Raw genomic sequence first — 19,404 nt, 5'->3', positions numbered from 1 at the left:
GGAGAACATCAGATGGCATTGGGAAGCATGTTCACACGGTATATGGGAATAGATTTAGGAACAGCAAATACGCTGGTAAACGTAAAAGGCAAGGGGATCGTAGTTAGGGAACCCTCTGTAGTTGCGATTGATGAATATACAAAAGAGATCAAGGCAGTCGGTGAAGAAGCAAAAAAAATGATCGGGAGAACACCGGGGAATATCGTAGCGATCAGACCCCTTAGAGATGGTGTTATCGCCGACTTTGACGTTACGCAAAAGATGCTCAAGTACTTCATCCACAGGGCGTATCCGAAAAAATCTATGTTTTTCGCACCTAAAGTGGTTGTAGGAGTTCCTTCCGGCGTCACTGAAGTTGAAAAACGCGCGGTCATCGAAGCGGTTATCGCAGCTGGAGCAAAAGAGGCGTTTCTTATCGAGGAACCTATGGCTGCTGCAATCGGAGCAGGTCTTCCTGTATCTGAAGCGACGGGCAGCATGGTCGTGGATATAGGTGGCGGTACTACTGAAATCGCTGTCATCTCCCTTGGGGGAATCGTAACAAGCAAGTCAATCCGTATCGGTGGAGACGAGCTTGATGAAGCGATTGCCAGTTACATTAAAAAAGAGTATAGCCTTATGATCGGTGAGCGAACAGCTGAGCTTGTTAAAATGACAATTGGAAGCGCGTATCCGAAGAGCAAGGAAGAAATGATGGAAATCACCGGCCGAAATCTGGTGACCGGTTTACCTAAGACGATGACAATCAAGTCGAATGAGATCATGCATGCCTTAAAAGAGCCTGTTACGGCGATTTTAGAGGGTATCAAATCGACTCTTGAAAAGACACCGCCTGAACTTTCAGCGGATATCATGATGAGCGGTATCATGCTCACAGGCGGCGGGGCTTACCTGCATGGGTTGAACAAACTCATCCAAGAAGAGACGATGATGCCTGTGCATATCGCAGAAAACGCACTCGATTGCGTTGCGGAAGGTACCGGTAAGGCGCTTGAAAACTATGATACTCTAAAGAGTGTGTTCCTAAAAACAAAACGCGTGTTGTAATGAGGGGTAGTGGCCGTGAATAATTATCCACAACTGAGAAATTGGATCATATTGATTACGGTAGTCTTGCTCGTGATAACAATAGGGGTCACTGTCAACGGCAGAGACCGGATCAGCGCTGTAGAGAACGCACTTGGAAACGTCGTCAGACCACTTCAGCATGGACTGATGTCCGCAAACAATTATATCGCTGAAAAAACATATCCCATCAGGAATGTGTTTAAGCTTGCCGATGAAAACGAAGCTCTGAAAAAGGAGCTGATTAAAACGCAGCAAGCCCTTATCAGCCAGACGATGCTCCAAGAGGAATACAATGAGCTAAAGACGCTTAGAAAATCTCTTAACTACGCCTACAGGAACGATCTGAACAACTTTATCACAAGCGACGTCATCGCAAGGGATCAAGGGAACTGGTACGGTATGTTTATCGTAAACGCGGGACTCGAGCAAGGTGTTACTGAAAATGCAATGGTCTTCAACGGCAGCGGGCTTATAGGTCAGGTTTTTGAAGTGGGTAAGGATTGGTCTAAGATTCTTACGATAACCGACATCAAAGGAACCGTCAGTTTTCAGATAGTGGATGATGAAAGATCCTTTGACGGCATCGTTTCGGGTGTCTCGGAGGAAGAGCTTGAAGGGTATCTGTTCGACCCCAAGGGCGTCATCTATCCTGGCGATCAGATCATCACAAGCGGCTTAGGAATTTATCCTAAGGGAATCATCATCGGAACCGTATCCGAGGTCGTCGAAGACAAGGATACGCTTCTGAAGGAAATTAAAGTGAAGCCCAATGTGGACTTTAAGAATATTGACAGGGTATTTATCATCCCTGAAACACATACATTTACAGAGTAGGTGATTTATGAAGGACAGGTACTTGATCGCTATCACCTTAGCTATCGTGGTTTTGCAGACGACCGTGCTGCAGCTGCTGCGTATCGGTGGTGTCCTACCCAACCTCATGTTGATTTGGCTGATCATAGCCATCGTGTTATTTGGCCGTTTTGTGGGAATCAGAACGGCCATTTATGCAGGTCTGTTTTCCGATATCCTTATCGGAAAGGGGTTGGCGGTTCATTTGTCGATCTATTTAGTGATCGCGATCATCATTAGTTCAATGGAAGAGAAAATTTTTAAAGACAATTACGTGACACCTGTGGTACTCATTATGACTACGACGGTGTTTTATCATGTGTTCTTCCTAGTGGTCCATTATTTTGCCACTGGGAACATCAACTTGCTCAAATGGGTATTCACCATCACCCTTCCTGAGATGATTTACAATCTTGCTATCGGCGTCGTCGTCTATACTCAGTCATTCAAATGGCAGATGGGTTATAGGATGCGTTAAGGAGTTCGGTTATGATAGAAAAATTACAAGACAGAAAACTGTGGATTTGGATTCTGTTTTCACTGGTCTTTGTCATTCTTGGAATAAGACTTGCTCAACTTACGATCATTCAAGGAGAGGAGCTTTCCAATAAGGCGCTTGACACTAGGCTGAAAAAAGTAAATCAAGTGGCCAAGCGTGGTGAGATCTTTGACAGGAACGGTCTCTTGATCGCAGGTAACAAAACAGCCTACAGCGTTGAATTTCTGTATGACCAGAAGTTCTCGCAAGATCAACAGGAGATGACCGTTGAACTTTTCAAACTGCTTAGGAACCAAGGAGAAGAACACATAGGGCTTCCTATCGTGCAGTCCGATTTCGGCTTCACCTACGAGACAGATGCGAAGAAGGAGCAGTGGCTCAGTGAAAACGAGTTTGATCTGACGATGAGCGCCGAAGAGGTATTTAAAGCCTATAAGGACCGTGAGCAGATTTCTGCGGATGTGGACAATTACAGCGCGCAAAACACCTTGATCCTAAAGGGTATCTACTTGCCGATTCGAGTGAGGGATATGGAATTTACCTACGACTTCACAAGGACGTCCTTTCTTGAGTATTACGAGATAGAGGAAAGTGCGACTGCGAATGAGGCCTTTAAGGCGTTGAAGGATTATTATAGTATCGATGAGTCCTTTACGGACGAGGAAGCTTTTTACATTATCATCTTGAGGCATGCGATACGCGAAAAAGGGTATCGCAAGTACGAACCTATCACGATCGCAAGTAATGTTTCCAAGGAGACCGCGGTACTCATTCAGGAGCAAAGTATGAGATTTCCGAATGTCAGCATTGAGATCTCACCGGTCAGATACTATCCCCAGTCGAATCTAGCGTCCCATATACTCGGGTATATGGGTAAGATATCGAGTTCTGAAAGTGTGAAGTATAATTCGGATACCGGCTATCAAAATGATGATTTGATAGGGAAAATAGGTATTGAAGGCAGATACGAGGATGTGTTAAGAGGACTGAACGGCGAAAAATGGATTGAAGTCAACGCATACGGTCGATTTGTGAAAGAATACGATGACAGCATCGACCAGCGATTTGTAAATACGGATCCGATCGCAGGCAAGGATATCCAGTTGACGATCGATATGGAGCTTCAGGCTGCGGTGAGGGACTATTTGATCCGGGCGCTTGAAGGAATCAGCACTGGTGGCTTATATGAGTCGGATTACGGCGATTACAAGTACGCATCGGGTTACGACCATGCGGACACAGGGGCTGTGGTAGTCGTGGATGTACGAACGGGAGAGGTTTTATCTATGGTGAGCTACCCCGACTATGACATCAATTTGTTTTCTACAGGTATCACACAAGAGGATTTCCTAAGTCTACAACCTGAGAACAAGCGTAACCCGCTAGCGCCAAGACCCATGTATAATATCGCCACCCTTACAGCTGTGCAGCCCGGATCGACCTTTAAGATGATAACTGGATTTGCAGCACTTGAAGCGGGTCTTGATCCGTATCAGAAGTATCGGGATGCAGGCTATATCGAAACGCTGGACGGCAGGACTTTCGGGTGCTGGTTATGGAACAAAAGCCGTGGCACACATGGTTTGGTGGATCTTATGACGGCGATCCAGGTCTCATGCAACTATTACTTTTTTGATGTCGCAAACGGATATGATTATGCCCGTGATGTCGATCTTCCATTTGAAATGAACGCCGAAAAGGTAATTGAGGCGGCAAGGAATTTTGGCCTAGATGAAAAATCCGGGGTTGAAATCGGAGAGAGGGTCAAAGGTGTTCCGGATCCTGAACAAAAGAAAAAAGGTCTCCTTAGGGAGCTGAGAAATAAACTCAACGCCATCGGCGGGAATTATTTTCCTGTAGAAATCACTGCGGACGAGGTGAAGTTGGAATCGGTAATCGACGGAATCATCGCACTTGGTGAGGATAACCCTGAAATCTCAAGAAACGGTCTGATCAGTTATCTTCAGACAAGTGCGGGGATAAAAGATATCAATACGGCTGCCAATCTTGCAGACATCGTAAAATATAGTTATTTCAATCAGATGAAGTGGTTTGAAGGAGACACCTTCAACTTGGCGATCGGTCAGGGTGGACACGAATACACACCGGTCCAGATGGCCAGGTATATCGCGGCGGTCGCCAATGACGGTTATTTGTATGACCTGACCTTGATCAAGACTGTCGATGGAGAGCCGGCGATAAGAGAACCCTTTGAAGAGATTGATACCAAGGGCAACATCGAGTATCTCAAACAGGGTATGAGAAAGGTTGCAGAACCTGGCGGATCTGTCTATTCGATCTTTAAGGATTTTCCCCTTAAGATAGGAGCTAAGACGGGTACTGCGGAAAAAGAAGGTAAATTGCCCCCAGAAAGTGAAGAAAAATATCTTCTGACCTATTTGAACAAGCTGGCGCCATCGATCGACGAGGAAACCCTTGAACTAGAGACCGCAAGGGAACTAAGGGAAAGAACGGACAAAATCGCGTATCTTTATAAGGTGATCAGTGAAACCGAAGACGAGAACATCCGTATGGATGCCGAAAACGAGTTGAAGGGACTGACGTATTCAAGCTATCTGAATAAGGGATATGCGATGAGAGCGGCGCTCAAATCACTTGCGGGCGACAGGCTTACTGATGAAATGATCGATCAGTACAAGTCGGATTACGACAACTTCACCTGGTTTGTATCGTTTGCCCCCTATGATAACCCTGAAATAGCCATTGCGGTGCTGATACCCCAAGGTGGAAGCGGTGGAAACGGCGCACCTATCGTCAAGGACATCTACGGCACTTACTTCAAGGTGCCACCTACGAAAGTGGATAAGCAATAAATTGACTAAGACAGTAATAAAATAGTTTGATATATGTTATACTGTTCTTTAGATGTAGTTAGAAGAATTAATCAAGGGGGGAAGTATGCGGTTAAAAAAGAAAGTCGATTTTAAGGGGACTAAAAACGGCATCGTTTTGCATTATTCGCCTGAACTTAATTTTATAGAGCTGATGGAACAAGTGGAAAAAAAACTGTTGAAGGCGAAAAACTTTTTTAATGGAGCGCATATCATCGGTCTTGTCGGACCTGAGTTGACGTCAGCGCAGGAAGCCGAGCTAACCGAAATCATTCAGCGGCTTGGTGGAATGAAAGTGCTGACTTTGGAACCGATTAGCAAGGAGGATCCGAAAGAGGACGCCCCTATCAAGTTTGAGTTCGACGATGGTGAACTAGAAGAAACATCAGAAGAACTACCTGTTGCAGAATCGGAAACTGTGTTAGAGGATACGGTGGATGCGGCAGAAGAAACGCCGGATCAAATGCTGACTGTAAGCATGGGGGATGTCAAACTTGGTGATAAGACCCTGTTTCATAGGGGAACCTTAAGATCTGGAAGAAGACTTGATTCTGACGGACATATCATCGTACTCGGAGATGTCAATCCTGGTGCTGAACTGTCTGCTGCGGGAAACATCGTGGTGATGGGAGCCTTAAGAGGGTTTGCACAAGCCGGACGCGATGGTGACGATGAGAGGATTGTAGTTGCACTTAAATTGCAGCCTACACAGATTCGCATTGGAAAATGGATTACACGACCGCCGGATGAAGGGCACGAAGGACCAGAGTACCCGGAAATAGCAGTCGTAAAAGAGAATAGAATTATCATAGAACCTTATCGATAGGATATGTTTGGAGGAAAGTTAAGAATGGGTGAAGTCATTGTAATCACGTCTGGTAAAGGCGGTGTAGGTAAAACGACTACAACTGCCAACATTGGAACAGGACTTGCGAGAGAAGGAAAAAAAGTAGTTGTCATCGATGCGGATATCGGTCTTCGAAATCTGGATGTCGTCATGGGTCTTGAAAACAGAATCGTTTTCGACTTGGTCGATGTGGTACACGGTGTTTGTAAAACGCGTCAAGCGCTTATTAAAGACAAGCGTCATGAAAACCTGTTCCTGATCCCTGCAGCGCAGACCAAGGACAAATCGGCAGTGAATCAACAGCAGATGAAAGACCTTTGTGACGAACTTAAGCAAGATTTCGATTACGTTATCATCGACTGTCCTGCTGGAATCGAGCAAGGATTTAAAAATGCCATAGCGGGCGCAGACAGAGCGATTGTCGTCACAACTCCTGAAATCTCAGCGGTTCGTGACGCCGACAGAATCATCGGTCTTTTAGAAGCCGCAGAACTTTATGATCCGAAACTGATTGTCAATAGAATCCGTATGGACATGGTAAAACGTGGTGACATGATGAATATCGAAGATATGAAAGATATCTTGGCTATCGGTCTTATCGGTGTGGTTCCTGATGACGAGGACATTGTCATCACAACAAACCGAGGCGAGCCTGCAGTCCTATTGGACGGTTCAAGAGCGGGTTCTGCATACCGTAATATCACAAAACGTATTATGGGGGAAGAAGTAGCTTACCTTGATCTTGAGGCTGGCTCAAGCATTATGGGTAAGATTAAAAAGTTTTTAAATATGGCGTAGTGAGGAGGGTTCGATTTGTTTGATTTTTTTAAGTTTTTTAAAGGAACAGAAAAGGAAAGTCGCGAAGTTGCTAGAGATAGACTGAAGCTAGTTCTTGTACATGATCGAAGCAACTGCTCGCCGGAATTTCTTGAAATGGTAAAAGAAGATATCATGAAAGTCTTACTTTCTTACATGGATGTGGATGAAGAACATCTGGACATTAAGATCACGAAGACGATGGATGATCAGACTGGCAAGCCTGCGCTGATCGCTAATATTCCAATTAAAAACATGAAACGTCGATAATTGACCAATAATCCCCCCTGACGAAGTGTTAGGGGGGTTTTATACGAAAAGAAGTGGGAAGATGTTTAAAATAGGAAAGTATTTGGATTTTAATTTACTCATCGTCATATTGCTGCTTATCACCATCGGTGTTGTGATGATTGCTAGCGCGACGGATGCCGACACGCTTGGGATCACTCGCGAAGTGAAGTTTCAGCTGATTAGTTTCGGCTTAGGCGTGATCGCCATGGTGATCGTGATGCTTATCGACTATCAGCTGATGGGAGATCTGTACCTCTTTGTATACGCACTTTCAATCATTGCTCTTTTGCTCGTGTATGTTCCTGGACTAGGTGTGGAGCAGGCGGGGGCGAGGAGCTGGATCGATCTTGGATTGATGGATTTTCAGACTTCTGAAATTGCGAAAATCGGTTTTATCGTATCCTTTGCCAAGCTGCTTGAAAAACGTGAAGGAAGACTGGAAAACCTGTTCGATATCTTTATCCCCATCCTGTTTGTCCTGCCGCTATTGCTGCTCATTTTCAAACAGCCGGATTTGGGATCGATGCTCGTTTTCGTTTTTATTTTTCTTGGGATGATTTTTGTGTCGGGACTTAACATCAAGATCATTCTTCTATCTGCCTTGTCTGCTGTGCTTTCGCTCCCCCTAGTCTACACGTTTTTGGAGCCGCATCAAAAGCAGAGGATCGATGCGTTTTTAAATCCGAATGATGCGTCCCTACCGGGAAACTATCATGTGCTGATGAGCAAGATTACCATCGGTTCGGGTAAGCTAAAGGGCAACGGACTTTTTCAGGGCGGGTTTAGCGCAAATAATTTCTTGCCTGTTCAAGAAACGGATTTCATTTTTGCAGTACTGGTCGAGGAACTCGGCTTCATTGGCGGGATCGCTGTGATTGGTCTGTATTTTTTATTTTTAAGCCGTCTGATCCGTATCGCGTTTAAAGCGAAGGATCATTTAGGCAACAACATTGTCGTGGGTGTTCTTTTCATGTTTGCGTTTCAAATATTTGAGAACATCGGAATGACAATGGGTATCATGCCAGTGACGGGTGTCACTCTGCCGTTTTTGAGTTATGGCGGAAGTTCGATGATTGTCAATATGATTGCGATCGGACTGGTCATGAATGTATATATGCGTAGAAAACGCAAGTCTTATGATATGCCTTAGGCATTAGAAAGTTGAGGTTGAGCATGAATTTAGATCGCTTGTTAAAACGTGTAGAAAAACCTACCCGCTACATCGGTCATGAAGTGAATGCCGTGTATAAAGAGTTGGATAAGATTAAACTTAGATATCTGCACGGATTTCCTGATGTATACGAGGTGGGCATGTCCCATTTAGGCTCCCATATCTTATATGGAGCGGTGAACGAAGAAGAAACGATGTACTGTGAACGTCTCTATGCGCCGTGGATAGACATGGAAAAGGAACTGGTCGCTGAAAATGTGCCGCTGTTCAGTATCGAGACAAAATCACCGATGCGGGACTTTGATGTCATCGGTTTCACGCTTCAATATGAACTTAGTTATACCAATATTGTACGCATGCTCAAGTTAGGGCATATTTCGCCTGTGAAGGCGAACCGTACCAGTGATGATCCGATCATCATAGCGGGCGGACCCTGCGCCTACAATCCGGAGCCCCTTGCAGATATCATCGACCTCTTCCTATTGGGTGAAGGTGAAACCATGCTGGTGGACTACCTGAAGCATCATGAAGCCAATTACAAAGCCATGGACAGGCGTGAGTTTTTGATTGAAGCGGCTCAGATTCCTGGTGTGTACGTGCCTGAGCTTTATGATGTGAGTTATAAGGAAGATGGAACGATCGATGCCTTTACTCCTAATGACGCACGAGTGCCGAAAAAAGTGGTGAAACAGATCATCCACGACATGAACTTGGCCTACTATCCTGAAAAAATCGTTGTTCCTTATGGAGATACGGTCCACGATAGGGCGGTTGTCGAGATTTTCAGAGGTTGTACAGCAGGGTGCAGATTCTGCCAGGCTGGAATGATCTACAGACCGGTTCGTGAGAAGGATACTCAGAGGGTCATCGAAATCGCTGAAAAGATCATCGAGAACACAGGGTATGAGGAAATCGCCCTAACAAGTCTTTCGACGCTCGATCACAGCGATGTGAAGAATATGATCTTCAAACTGATTGAAAAATATGAAAAGGACAAGATCGGCATTTCACTTCCTTCACTAAGACTGGATTCCTTGTCTGTCGATGTGCTTAAGGAAATTCAAAAGGTGAGAAAAACAGGCCTTACTTTCGCACCCGAAGCCGGCAGTCAGCGTCTAAGGGATGTCATCAACAAAGGAGTTACCGATGAGGATATCGACAACACGGTGACCAAAGTGTTTGAATCGGGCTGGAGCAGGGTTAAGCTTTACTTCATGCTTGGTCTTCCTACTGAACAGATGGAAGATGTGGAGGGTATCGAACAGATCGGAAAACGACTTGTCAGAAGCTATAAGGAAGTCACCAAGGGGCTCAAAAGAAAGCCTCTTACCATGACGATTTCGTCTTCAACATTCGTTCCAAAGCCATTTACGCCGTTTCAGTGGTATGGCCAGGAAGGAAGAGAGTCGATTCAGGAAAAGCAAAACTATCTACGTGAGGCTTTTAAAGGCACGCCGATCAAATACAACTATCACGATATGAAGACAAGCATCGTCGAAGCGGTGTTCGCTCGTGGTGATAGACGTCTTGGCGCAGCTATTCTCGAAGCTGAGGAGCGCGGCTGCCATTACGACGGCTGGGAAGAGTTCTTCAAGTACTACACCTGGATGGAAGTGTTTGAGGACCTAGGCATCGACGTGGCGTTTTATGCGAATAGGGAAAGAGAACTTACTGAAGTCTTGCCATGGGACCATATTGATGTGGGTGTGACAAAAGAGTTCCTGTCCAGAGAATACACACAGGCTAAGCTTGCGAAAACTACAGTGGATTGCAGAAGAAACTGTGTAGGGTGTGGTATCAATTCAGGTGAGATTGGCGGTATTTGCGGATGATTATTAGACTGGTTTATACAAAAACAGAATACATGAAATTTTTAGGCCATTTGGATTTGATGAGGTTCTTCTACCGATCGTTCAGAAGGCTTGGAGTACCTCTAAAATATTCAGAGGGATTTAATCCACATCCGAAGCTTACGTTCGGAGGTCCGCTATCTGTGGGGGTCTCTAGCGAATATGAAGTGATGGAGGTGGAGCTTTCATCGATGATCGATGTGGACGATATGATCCTAAGATTCAACACGACAGCACCTGATGGCATGAGACTCAAGGATTACAGAATCATCGACGAGAGCAGGTCGCTCATGAGCGGTCTCGCCCTGATGACCTACAGGGTGGTTCTGCAAAAGGTGGAGGGTATCGACAGCTATGCGCTTGATGAACGTTTCAATCAGGCGGAATCGATACTGCTCAGAAAGAAGAACAAAAAAGGACATTGGGGTGACAAGGATCTGAAACCTTTCATCGCCGATGTTGTGAAGGTGAAGGACGATGAGGTCACTGAAACCTATCAGGTATCGGTTCATTCCACTCCTAGTGGGGCTGCGAAACCTCAGCACATCGTCGAGATACTCTTAAAGGATATCGAAGGTTTTTCGGTGGACGATGTGGATATCACTAGAACGGGTCTCTTTTGCGAGACTGAAAAAGGCTATGTGCCACTGGTTCAGTTGACTTAAAAGCGGAGCGAAGATGAACTTATGATCGATCATAGAGGGTGTTTCTACAATTATATAGCAAAGCTCGATTCGGACGGACTTTCAACGTTTCTTTTAGAGAAGGTGGAAGCGACAAGCGAGATCGGGAACATCTATCTTGGTCGTATCGAGAAGAAGATGAACCACAAGGATGCCTATTTTATAGATATAGGAAGGGCTCAAAATGCCCTTTTACAAGGTAAGGACCTGCGTTCCGTTCTTTATAAAAAGGATTCGTTCAAGCCGGGGCAAGAGATACTGGTACAGGTCTACAAGGATGCGCGGGCCTCAAAAGGCGCTAAAGTCACCGCTGCTCCCTCTCTAAGTTCTGAGCATCTGGTCTTATTGACCGATACCCGGGATGTGAAGTTCTCAAATAAGATCAGGGACGCACTCTGGTGTGACAACCTGCAATCGGCTATCACATCTTGCAGTGAATGCAACTACGGATTCCTTGTCAGAACCGGAGCTTACGGCCAGTCGCTTGAATCACTGCTAGATCAGATGAAAAGTCTTGAGGATCAGATGGATAAGTTGGTGGCCTATCACCACCGTATCGTCGAGGAGAGATTGCTGGTTCGAAAACCAAGCGCCTTTGAAACAATCAGGCAAGAGTGTCTTGACCGATTGGATGAGACGCATATGGGCGATGACGCATTCGATACTGCCTTGAACGACTTGTTGGAACATAGGTTCCCGCTTAAGAACGGGTGCGAACTTGTGGTGGATGAGCTTGAGGCGTTTACGGTGGTCGATGTGAACTCCAAACGGTTTAGCGGAGAGTACGAAAGCGCTGAGCGGTTCAATTATGAGGTCAACTTATCGGTACTTGATTCCCTGATAAAGGTTCTTTCTCTTAGAAACATCTCAGGTATGATTCTAATAGACTTTATCGACATGAATGTAATGGGTCAACGTATGCTCATAAAAGAGCTGAAACGACGAGCAAACGGCCTGGAGGTCGATATCAAAGGCTTCACCGCTCTTGGAATCCTTGAGATGAGTAGAAGAAGAGATACGCCGAGTGTGCTCGAGCTGATTGGCACGGATAACCGGATCGGCGGAAGGATCGAACTAGGGCCTGAAATGGTGATCGACCTGATGCTTAGGCAGCTGCTTCAGATTGAAGTGCTGGACGATGCGATCGTCGCCGATTGCTCTGTGACCCCTGAAGTCTATGAAGCGATGCTCACCCATTCAGAACGTATCAGAACCTATCTGGATGGAAAAAGAATTTTTCTTAATATCTTAAAAAATAACGGTAAAAGCAATGGTTTTAGGCTGTTAAGTTATGAACATGTGGATATTGTGGAAAAATCGGATAAATCAATTGACTTAATTAAATTTATATGATAGTATACTTATCTGTAAGCCGCGCAAAACGGGTTTGAAACATTGATGACAATGTACCTGGAATTTTGGCGAGAATTTTTTGAGGAGGTGCTCAAATGTACGCAATTATCGAGACTGGTGGTAAACAATATCGTGTTCAAGAAGGCGATGTGGTTTTCATCGAAAAACTGGCTGTAGAAGCTGGCGAAACAGTAAACTTCGACAAAGTTCTTGTTGTTTCTAACGACAACGGATTATCTGTCGGCGCTCCATACGTAGCTGGCGCAAACGTTGCTGCTTCAGTAGTAAAGAATGGCAAAGCTAAAAAAGTATTGATGATGAGATATAAAGCGAAAAAAGATGTAAGAGTTAAACGCGGTCATCGTCAACCATACACACAAGTTAAAATCGAAAACATTTCATTATAATTGATATGACGAATATTTACTTGTATAAAAGGGAAACACACTATACAGGCTTTGAACTTGACGGTCACGCTTATTTCGATGAGTTGGGATACGACATAGTTTGTGCGGCCGTATCGATCTTGTCGCAGACTTGCGTCAACGCTCTTTACGAACTCGCAGGAGTCGAAGTGGTGTTGTATGAAGATGAAGAGGAAGGGTTCCTTAAATGCGAACTACCGACTGATTTGTCTCTAGAGCAATTAAAGCAAACTGATCTGCTCATAGGCCAAATGAAAATAGGCTTATCGGGCATTGCTGATATGTATCCCGCGCATGTTACTGTTAAAACGAGGGAGGTGTAACGGGATGATGAAATTCAATTTACAATTTTTCGCCTCTAAAAAAGGTGTAGGTTCTTCTAGAAATGGTCGTGACAGTGCTGCTAAACGTTTAGGCGTAAAGCGTGCTGATGGACAATTCGTAAGTGGTGGCAGCATTTTAGTTCGTCAAAGAGGGACTAAAATTCACCCTGGTAACAACGTAGGTATCGGTGGCGACGACACTTTGTTCGCTAAAATCGATGGCGTTGTTAAATTTGAGCGTAAAGGCAGAGACAAGAAACAAGTATCTGTATACGCTGAGAACTAATCCAGACGCTTATAATTACTAAAAGTCCATCACTAGGATTTTCTGTCGAAAATCTTGGGATGGACTTTTATTTTTATTGATGGGGTCAAGCTCGTTGGTTGCCCCCAGTTTTTAACCCGTGTAAAGGTTGGGTGCAACCAAAGAATTAACCGTAGAAAGTTGGTGTAGTATGTTTGTAGATAGTGCTAAGATAACCGTAAAAGCCGGTAACGGCGGTAACGGAGTCGTGTCTTTTAGAAGAGAGAAATACGTACCTGCCGGTGGACCGGACGGCGGTAACGGCGGCCATGGCGGCCACGTTATCTTCAAAGTCGACCCAAGTATGCGTACCTTGATGGATTTTAGGTATAAAACGAAATACAACGCTGCTAATGGAGACAATGGCGGCAAAAAGAACTGCAGCGGAAGAGACGGGGGTGACCTTGTCATCCTGGTGCCTGCGGGGACCATAATCAGAGATTCTGAAACAAAACTCATTTTAGGTGATTTGACAGACGAAGACGATTCAAAAATCATCGCAAGAGGTGGTAATGGAGGCCGTGGAAACACGGAGTTCAAGTCGTCTATCAGACAAGGTCCGACATTCGCAGAAGCCGGTTTCAAAGGCGAGGAGCGCGAAGTCGAGTTAGAGCTTAAGATGATTGCCGATGTAGGACTGATCGGTTACCCGAATGTCGGAAAATCGACAATTCTGTCGGTTGTCACTAAAGCGAGACCCAAAATCGGAAATTACCATTTTACAACGATCAAGCCTAACCTAGGCGTTGTTGAGACCATTCGTGGCAAATCCTTTGTCATGGCTGATATTCCTGGCCTGATAGAGGGTGCTTCAGAAGGTGTCGGTTTAGGTCATGACTTCTTGCGCCATGTTGAAAGAACAAGACTGCTTGTGCATGTCGTTGATATTTCAGGTGTTGAGGGAAGAGATCCTATCGAGGATTTTGAACAGATCAATCAGGAACTGGCTTTATACAACAGTAGATTGGCATCAAGACCGATGGTTGTTGTCGGCAATAAGCTTGATATGGTCTATGACCATGAAAGGCTTGAGGCTTTCAAAGCGCATATCACTGAAAAGGAATTGAAACTCTTTATCGTTTCAGCCGCTACGCAGCAAGGTCTTGATGAAGTCATGAAATACGTTACTGAAAAATTGGATGAGATTCCTGTGGAAGAACTTGTTGAAGTAGTCGATGTCGAAGATCTCGATGAAAGAGCGAATCCGTTTGAAATCGCCATCAGGGTGGAAAGTGATGTGTACGTGCTTGAGGGTCAAGGGATCGAACGTCTGATGTACTCGACCAATTTTGACGACATGTCAAGCTTAAGACGATTTGAAGGCTACTTGAAAAAACGTGGTATCTTCAAGAAGTTAAGAGAAATGGGCATTGAAGAAGGACAAACTGTAAGAATACTCGATTTTGAATTCGAGTTTTATGATTGATGAGGTGAAATATGTTATCAGGTAAACAAAGAAGTTATTTAAAAGGTCTGGCTAATCCATTGAAGCCGGTATTACAGCTTGGAAAAGAAGGTATCACACCGACGTTCATCAAGCAGGTGGCAGAAACGATTGAGAAGCGTGAGTTGATCAAGATCAGCGTACTTGAATCTTGTGATATCGATATCAAAGAAGCGGCCAATACGGTAGCTGGAAGAACTCAAAGCGAATTCGTTCAAGCGGTGGGCCGTAAGTTTGTGATCTATAAGCGCAATAATGACAAACCAGTGATTGAACTTCCTAAAATTAAGAAAACGAAGTAGGCTGTTATGAAGACAGGGATCATGGGTGGTACATTCGATCCGATTCATTTTGGGCATTTATTTCTCGCTGAAGAAGTGATGCATACCTATAAATTGGATCGAATAGTATTTGTGCCTTCAAAAATAGGACCGCACAAATTGAATCGATATGTAACACCTGCTGTCACCAGACTCGAAATGGTCTGCAAGGCGACAGAGTCCAATCCTGCATTCGAAGTCTCTTCTATTGAAATCGACAGGGAAGGTATCAGCTATACGATTGATACGATAAGCGCCTTTAGAGAGACGTGGAAGACCGATGAGTTTTATTTTATCACTGGTGCGGATGCGATTGTCACGATAGAAACTTGGAAAGACTTTACGGTACTGCTCGAAAATGTGGAGTTTGTAGCTGCGACCCGACCAAGTGTGGAGGTCACGGCTTTAAATCGACAGGTGGACAGGCTCGGCGACTTGTATGGAGCTAAGATCCATATCATGTCACTGCTCAATCTAGAAATTTCTTCATCGGATATCAGAAGCAGAATTCGAGAAGGCCGGTCCATCAAGTACTTGGTCCCTTATTCGGTGGAACAGATCATAAAGGAGCGACATCTATATGAAGGACCTTTATCAGCGAATTGAGACCTATAACATCGCCGGCATGAAACCAAGCAGAGTCGAACATACTAGACGAGTGACTGAGATGGCTATTTTACTGGCCGAACAGTATGGAGTCGATTATCATCAGGCGAAGCTTGCGGCGCTGCTTCACGATATAGCAAAACCCATGAATAAAAAAGAAGCACTCGACATGCTAAAGGCCCACGGAATCGGCGATCCCTACCTAAGCAGGGAAATTCATCTGGCTCATGGCGAACTCGGAGCGATTATCGCAAGGGAGACTTTTGGTGTGGAGGATGAGGATGTGCTCAATGCCGTAAGGTACCATACCTATGGCAGACGCGGTATGTCGCTTCTTGAAAAAATCATTTTCATCGCTGACTATGTGGAAGAAGGTCGCGATTTTGAAGGTGTGGTGGAAGCACGGAAACTTGCAAAACAGAACTTGTCGAAAGCGGTTGTTTTTGCAACAGAGCAAACTATTCTATTCTTACTTAAACATCGTGGCGTCATTCATCCGAATGCCCTTGAAGTGAGGAATGAATGGCTTGAAAACGGAGGTACATTTGATGGAAACATATAAGGAACTGGCACTGGAGATCGCTGAATTTATCGATGATAAAAAAGGTGAGGACATTATTATCTTAGACCTTAGAGGGAAATCGTCATTGACTGATTTCTTTGTCATTGCGACGGGTTTGAATGATAGGAACACGGCGGCTATCGCTCACCATGTGGAAGACATGTTAGAGAAAAAAGGAATCGAGATACACCATAAAGAAGGCCATAGAGCTGGCGAATGGGTGGTTCTTGACTACATCGATATCATCGTGCATATCTTCAACGAAGAAAAAAGAGAGTACTACAGCATTGAAAGAATCTGGCAGGATGCAGAGCGCATCGAACCGCAATTCGCCAAGGTGAATTAATTTCTGTAAGGATAAACGGTTGGTTAGTCGGCTGTTGATCGCCCATTGCATGGGCCTGGCCGACTAGTGATTCTGTCTATTGACATGTAGGACATTTGTGATAAACTTAAGCATAAGTGAATTAGTGTATAAGGAGTAGTAGCTCGTAAAAGCGTTCTTAGAGAGAATTGGTGGTCGCTGTGAACCAATAGACGCAAAGAGTGAACTTGCCTTGCATAGGGTTGGTTACCGTTACAAAACCAATGAAGAGGACGTAAGTCAACTAGGGTGGTACCGCGGGCATATGCTCGTCCCTATGGTGTTTAAGAACACCGTTATCAAATGGTGCTTTTTTTATTTTTTGATTAATAACCAAGCGGTTGATTTTAAGGAGGAGTTTTATGAGTCATTATGATCACAGAGCCATAGAACCGAAATGGCAAAAACGTTGGGATGACACGCAGGTGTTCAAGGCGGAAGACAGCAGCAGCGAAAAAGAAAAACTTTACCTACTGGTTGAGTTCCCTTATCCTTCAGGAAAAGGCCTACACGTAGGCCACCCGAGACCCTATACCGCACTTGATGTGGTTGCGAGAAAACGCAGGTTCGAAGGCTACAACGTACTTTACCCCATGGGATGGGATGCTTTCGGTCTTCCGACGGAAAACTACGCGATAAAGAACAAGATACATCCACGTGTTGCTACGGATGAGAATATTTCAAACTTCAAGAAGCAGCTCAAGTCGGTCGGCTTTTCATTCGACTGGTCGCGTGAGATCGATACGACGGATCCCGCCTATTATAAATGGACTCAGGTGATCTTCCTTAAGTTCCTTGAGAAAGGCCTTGCCTATAAGGATTCCCTGGCGATCAACTGGTGTCCTACGTGCAAAATAGGTCTTGCCAATGAAGAAGTTGTAAGTGGCGGCTGTGAACGTTGTGGCGGAGAAGTTGTCAAGCGTGAAAAAGAACAGTGGATGCTTAAGATCACAGCCTATGCTGAAAAGCTGATCAAGGATCTAGACCTTGTAGACTATATCAGCCGTGCGAAAATCCAGCAGAAAAACTGGATCGGACGTTCAGAAGGCGCTGAGCTCCACTTCCATATCGCAGATGTGGACGATACCCTTGAAGTGTTCACAACTCGTCCCGATACGATCTACGGTGCCACATATATGGTAATCGCTCCAGAGCATCCATATGTTCAAAAGTACCACGACCGCATCAGGAATATCGACGAAGTCCATGCTTATCAGGAAATGGCCAGCAAGAAGTCGGATTTCGAGCGTACAGAGCTTGTGAAAGAGAAAACAGGTGTCAGACTGGACGGTCTTGAAGCGATCAATCCTGTAAGCGGTAAAAGAATTCCGATCTGGATATCCGATTATGTGATGATGGGTTATGGAACTGGAGCGATTATGGCCGTTCCCGCCCACGATACCCGTGACTATGAGTTCGCGACAAAGTTCGGCATGGAGATCATAGAAGTCATTTCTGGCGGAGAGATTGAAAAAGAAGCCTATACAGGAAACGGCGAGCTGATCAACTCCGATATCATCAACGGTTTAAGTGTCGATGAGGCTAAAAAGAAAATCATCGCTTATCTTGAGGAAAAAGATCTCGGTGTGGCTAAGATCAACTATAAGCTTAGGGACTGGGTATTCTCAAGACAACGCTATTGGGGCGAGCCAATACCTGTTGTCCACTGTGAGGAGTGTGGAATGGTTCCTGTTCCTTTCGAACAGCTTCCTGTCATGCTTCCTGAGGTTGAAAGTTATGAACCGACAGACAATGGAGAATCGCCGCTAGCCGCAATTACGGATTGGGTAAACACGACTTGTCCAAACTGCAATAAACCTGCGAAGCGTGAAACGGATACGATGCCTCAGTGGGCCGGTTCCTCATGGTACTTCTTAAGATACACGGACCCTACAAACACTGAAGCCTTCGCAAGTAAAGAGGCGCTTGAGTACTGGTTGCCTGTAGACTGGTATAACGGGGGTATGGAGCACACGACGCTTCACCTTCTCTATTCTAGATTCTGGCATAAGTTCCTTTATGATTGCGGCGCTGTACCGACGGTCGAACCGTATACAAAACGTACTTCACACGGCATGATCATGGGTGAGAACAATGAGAAGATGTCCAAATCACGTGGAAATGTCATCAACCCTGATGAGATTATCGAAGAGTTCGGTGCGGATACGCTAAGAACCTATGAGATGTTCATCGGCGACTTTGAAAAATCAGTATCTTGGTCCATGAACGGTGTCAAGGGTTGCAGAAGATTCCTAGACAGGGTATGGAAACTACAGGAAATACTTGTCGACGGTACTGAGTATTCAAAAGAACTGAATACGCCGCTTCATAAGACGATAAAGAAAGTCAGCGAAGATTTTGAACGAATGAAGTTCAATACTGCGATTGCGGCGATGATGGCCTTCCTCAATGACGTGACAAAAGTAGGAAAAATCAATAAGGCGGAGCTTAAGTCCTTCCTTCATATTTTAAATCCGGTCGCCCCTCATATCACTGAAGAGATCTGGGAGCAAGTCGGCTATGAAAAGGTGATTCACGAGACTGCTTGGCCTGTCTACGATGAAGCCGCACTTGAAGAGTCGGTGGTTGAGATTGCGGTGCAGATCAACGGAAAGCTGAGAACTGTAATCAATATGGCGAGTGATGTGTCTAGAGAAGAAGCCGAGAAAATCGCTCTTTCAGATGAGAAAATCATTCAGTCCACTCAAGACAAAAAGATTGTTAAAGTGATCGTAATACCTGGAAAAATTGTCAACATCGTTGTTAAATAGCAA

General features: G+C 44.9%; 20 protein-coding genes. All 20 read left to right on the top strand.

Annotated features, from left to right (window positions below):
- The first annotated feature begins 12 nt into the window (after positions 1-12).
- The 20 genes from DWB64_RS13530 (at position 13) to leuS (ending at position 19,401) form a co-directional block, all read left to right on the top strand.
- The gene (locus tag DWB64_RS13530) at positions 13-1,047 is read left to right on the top strand and encodes a rod shape-determining protein (RefSeq protein WP_282454626.1); all 1,035 of its coding nucleotides are present in this window, start codon (positions 13-15) and stop codon (positions 1,045-1,047) included.
- A 15-nt stretch (positions 1,048-1,062) separates the two neighbouring features.
- A complete protein-coding gene (gene mreC, locus DWB64_RS13525) occupies positions 1,063-1,902 on the top strand; it encodes a rod shape-determining protein MreC (protein WP_129488785.1) in 840 nt (279 codons plus the stop codon).
- Positions 1,903-1,909: 7 nt separating this feature from the next.
- Positions 1,910-2,398 (top strand): rod shape-determining protein MreD, encoded by a 489-nt coding sequence (gene mreD, locus DWB64_RS13520; protein WP_129488784.1) that lies wholly within the window; start codon positions 1,910-1,912, stop codon positions 2,396-2,398.
- A gap of 11 nt (positions 2,399-2,409) precedes the next feature.
- Positions 2,410-5,253 carry a penicillin-binding transpeptidase domain-containing protein gene (locus DWB64_RS13515; protein WP_129488783.1) on the top strand — a complete coding sequence of 948 codons (2,844 nt, stop codon included), beginning with the start codon at positions 2,410-2,412 and terminating at the stop codon, positions 5,251-5,253.
- Between the two features lie 85 nt (positions 5,254-5,338).
- A complete protein-coding gene (minC, locus tag DWB64_RS13510) occupies positions 5,339-6,097 on the top strand; it encodes a septum site-determining protein MinC (RefSeq protein WP_129488782.1) in 759 nt (252 codons plus the stop codon).
- Positions 6,098-6,121: 24 nt separating this feature from the next.
- The gene (gene minD / locus DWB64_RS13505) at positions 6,122-6,916 is read left to right on the top strand and encodes a septum site-determining protein MinD (RefSeq protein WP_129488781.1); all 795 of its coding nucleotides are present in this window, start codon (positions 6,122-6,124) and stop codon (positions 6,914-6,916) included.
- Between the two features lie 15 nt (positions 6,917-6,931).
- Positions 6,932-7,204 (top strand): cell division topological specificity factor MinE, encoded by a 273-nt coding sequence (gene minE, locus DWB64_RS13500; RefSeq protein ID WP_129488780.1) that lies wholly within the window; start codon positions 6,932-6,934, stop codon positions 7,202-7,204.
- A gap of 61 nt (positions 7,205-7,265) precedes the next feature.
- On the top strand, positions 7,266-8,375 hold the full coding sequence (rodA, locus tag DWB64_RS13495; protein WP_129488779.1) for a rod shape-determining protein RodA: 1,110 nt from the start codon (positions 7,266-7,268) through the stop codon (positions 8,373-8,375).
- Between the two features lie 23 nt (positions 8,376-8,398).
- Positions 8,399-10,228: a TIGR03960 family B12-binding radical SAM protein gene (locus DWB64_RS13490; protein WP_129488778.1), complete on the top strand. Its 1,830-nt coding sequence runs from the start codon at positions 8,399-8,401 to the stop codon at positions 10,226-10,228.
- Positions 10,225-10,911 (top strand): TIGR03936 family radical SAM-associated protein, encoded by a 687-nt coding sequence (locus DWB64_RS13485; protein ID WP_129488777.1) that lies wholly within the window; start codon positions 10,225-10,227, stop codon positions 10,909-10,911. Before DWB64_RS13490 ends, DWB64_RS13485 begins: the two co-directional genes overlap by 4 nt.
- A 21-nt stretch (positions 10,912-10,932) precedes the next feature.
- Positions 10,933-12,282: a ribonuclease E/G gene (locus DWB64_RS13480; protein WP_129488776.1), complete on the top strand. Its 1,350-nt coding sequence runs from the start codon at positions 10,933-10,935 to the stop codon at positions 12,280-12,282.
- A 95-nt stretch (positions 12,283-12,377) separates the two neighbouring features.
- Entirely contained in the window at positions 12,378-12,689 is a 312-nt protein-coding gene (gene rplU / locus DWB64_RS13475; protein WP_129488775.1) for a 50S ribosomal protein L21, read from the top strand.
- Between the two features lie 5 nt (positions 12,690-12,694).
- Positions 12,695-13,030, top strand: a complete 336-nt coding sequence (locus tag DWB64_RS13470; RefSeq protein ID WP_129488774.1) for a ribosomal-processing cysteine protease Prp — start codon at positions 12,695-12,697, stop codon at positions 13,028-13,030.
- Positions 13,031-13,034: 4 nt separating this feature from the next.
- Entirely contained in the window at positions 13,035-13,316 is a 282-nt protein-coding gene (gene rpmA, locus DWB64_RS13465; RefSeq protein WP_129488773.1) for a 50S ribosomal protein L27, read from the top strand.
- A gap of 169 nt (positions 13,317-13,485) precedes the next feature.
- Positions 13,486-14,760, top strand: coding sequence for a GTPase ObgE (gene obgE / locus DWB64_RS13460; RefSeq protein WP_129488772.1), 1,275 nt, complete (start codon positions 13,486-13,488; stop codon positions 14,758-14,760).
- 11 nt (positions 14,761-14,771) lie between these two features.
- A complete protein-coding gene (gene yhbY / locus DWB64_RS13455; protein WP_129488771.1) occupies positions 14,772-15,080 on the top strand; it encodes a ribosome assembly RNA-binding protein YhbY in 309 nt (102 codons plus the stop codon).
- Positions 15,081-15,086: 6 nt separating this feature from the next.
- Positions 15,087-15,704 (top strand): nicotinate-nucleotide adenylyltransferase, encoded by a 618-nt coding sequence (nadD, locus tag DWB64_RS13450; protein ID WP_129488770.1) that lies wholly within the window; start codon positions 15,087-15,089, stop codon positions 15,702-15,704.
- Positions 15,679-16,266, top strand: coding sequence for a bis(5'-nucleosyl)-tetraphosphatase (symmetrical) YqeK (yqeK, locus tag DWB64_RS13445; protein ID WP_129488769.1), 588 nt, complete (start codon positions 15,679-15,681; stop codon positions 16,264-16,266). The genes nadD and yqeK overlap by 26 nt, the downstream gene beginning before the upstream one ends.
- Positions 16,253-16,612 carry a ribosome silencing factor gene (gene rsfS / locus DWB64_RS13440; protein ID WP_129488768.1) on the top strand — a complete coding sequence of 120 codons (360 nt, stop codon included), beginning with the start codon at positions 16,253-16,255 and terminating at the stop codon, positions 16,610-16,612. The genes yqeK and rsfS overlap by 14 nt, the downstream gene beginning before the upstream one ends.
- A gap of 380 nt (positions 16,613-16,992) precedes the next feature.
- On the top strand, positions 16,993-19,401 hold the full coding sequence (gene leuS, locus DWB64_RS13435) for a leucine--tRNA ligase (RefSeq protein ID WP_129488767.1): 2,409 nt from the start codon (positions 16,993-16,995) through the stop codon (positions 19,399-19,401).
- Positions 19,402-19,404 lie beyond the last annotated feature (3 nt).

It is taken from the genome of Fusibacter sp. A1, from assembly GCF_004125825.1.
Lineage (GTDB): Bacteria > Bacillota > Clostridia > Peptostreptococcales > Acidaminobacteraceae > QQWI01.
The sequence above is the reverse complement of the archived record's forward strand: the minus strand, read 5'-3'. Positions and strand labels throughout refer to the sequence as shown.

Bases quoted from the DNA above. Each gene is read 5' to 3' on its own strand.
- nadD (WP_129488770.1), top strand. From the start codon at position 15,087: ATGAAGACAGGGATCATGGGTGGTACATTCGATCCGATTCATTTTGGG.
- mreD (WP_129488784.1), top strand. From the start codon at position 1,910: ATGAAGGACAGGTACTTGATCGCTATCACCTTAGCTATCGTGGTTTTG.
- yqeK (WP_129488769.1), top strand. From the start codon at position 15,679: ATGAAGGACCTTTATCAGCGAATTGAGACCTATAACATCGCCGGCATG.
- DWB64_RS13490 (WP_129488778.1), top strand. From the start codon at position 8,399: ATGAATTTAGATCGCTTGTTAAAACGTGTAGAAAAACCTACCCGCTAC.
- rodA (WP_129488779.1), top strand. From the start codon at position 7,266: ATGTTTAAAATAGGAAAGTATTTGGATTTTAATTTACTCATCGTCATA.
- rpmA (WP_129488773.1), top strand. From the start codon at position 13,035: ATGATGAAATTCAATTTACAATTTTTCGCCTCTAAAAAAGGTGTAGGT.
- DWB64_RS13515 (WP_129488783.1), top strand. From the start codon at position 2,410: ATGATAGAAAAATTACAAGACAGAAAACTGTGGATTTGGATTCTGTTT.
- DWB64_RS13470 (WP_129488774.1), top strand. From the start codon at position 12,695: ATGACGAATATTTACTTGTATAAAAGGGAAACACACTATACAGGCTTT.
- DWB64_RS13485 (WP_129488777.1), top strand. From the start codon at position 10,225: ATGATTATTAGACTGGTTTATACAAAAACAGAATACATGAAATTTTTA.
- minC (WP_129488782.1), top strand. From the start codon at position 5,339: ATGCGGTTAAAAAAGAAAGTCGATTTTAAGGGGACTAAAAACGGCATC.
- DWB64_RS13530 (WP_282454626.1), top strand. From the start codon at position 13: ATGGCATTGGGAAGCATGTTCACACGGTATATGGGAATAGATTTAGGA.
- rplU (WP_129488775.1), top strand. From the start codon at position 12,378: ATGTACGCAATTATCGAGACTGGTGGTAAACAATATCGTGTTCAAGAA.
- leuS (WP_129488767.1), top strand. From the start codon at position 16,993: ATGAGTCATTATGATCACAGAGCCATAGAACCGAAATGGCAAAAACGT.
- DWB64_RS13480 (WP_129488776.1), top strand. From the start codon at position 10,933: ATGATCGATCATAGAGGGTGTTTCTACAATTATATAGCAAAGCTCGAT.
- rsfS (WP_129488768.1), top strand. From the start codon at position 16,253: ATGGAAACATATAAGGAACTGGCACTGGAGATCGCTGAATTTATCGAT.
- yhbY (WP_129488771.1), top strand. From the start codon at position 14,772: ATGTTATCAGGTAAACAAAGAAGTTATTTAAAAGGTCTGGCTAATCCA.
- minD (WP_129488781.1), top strand. From the start codon at position 6,122: ATGGGTGAAGTCATTGTAATCACGTCTGGTAAAGGCGGTGTAGGTAAA.
- obgE (WP_129488772.1), top strand. From the start codon at position 13,486: ATGTTTGTAGATAGTGCTAAGATAACCGTAAAAGCCGGTAACGGCGGT.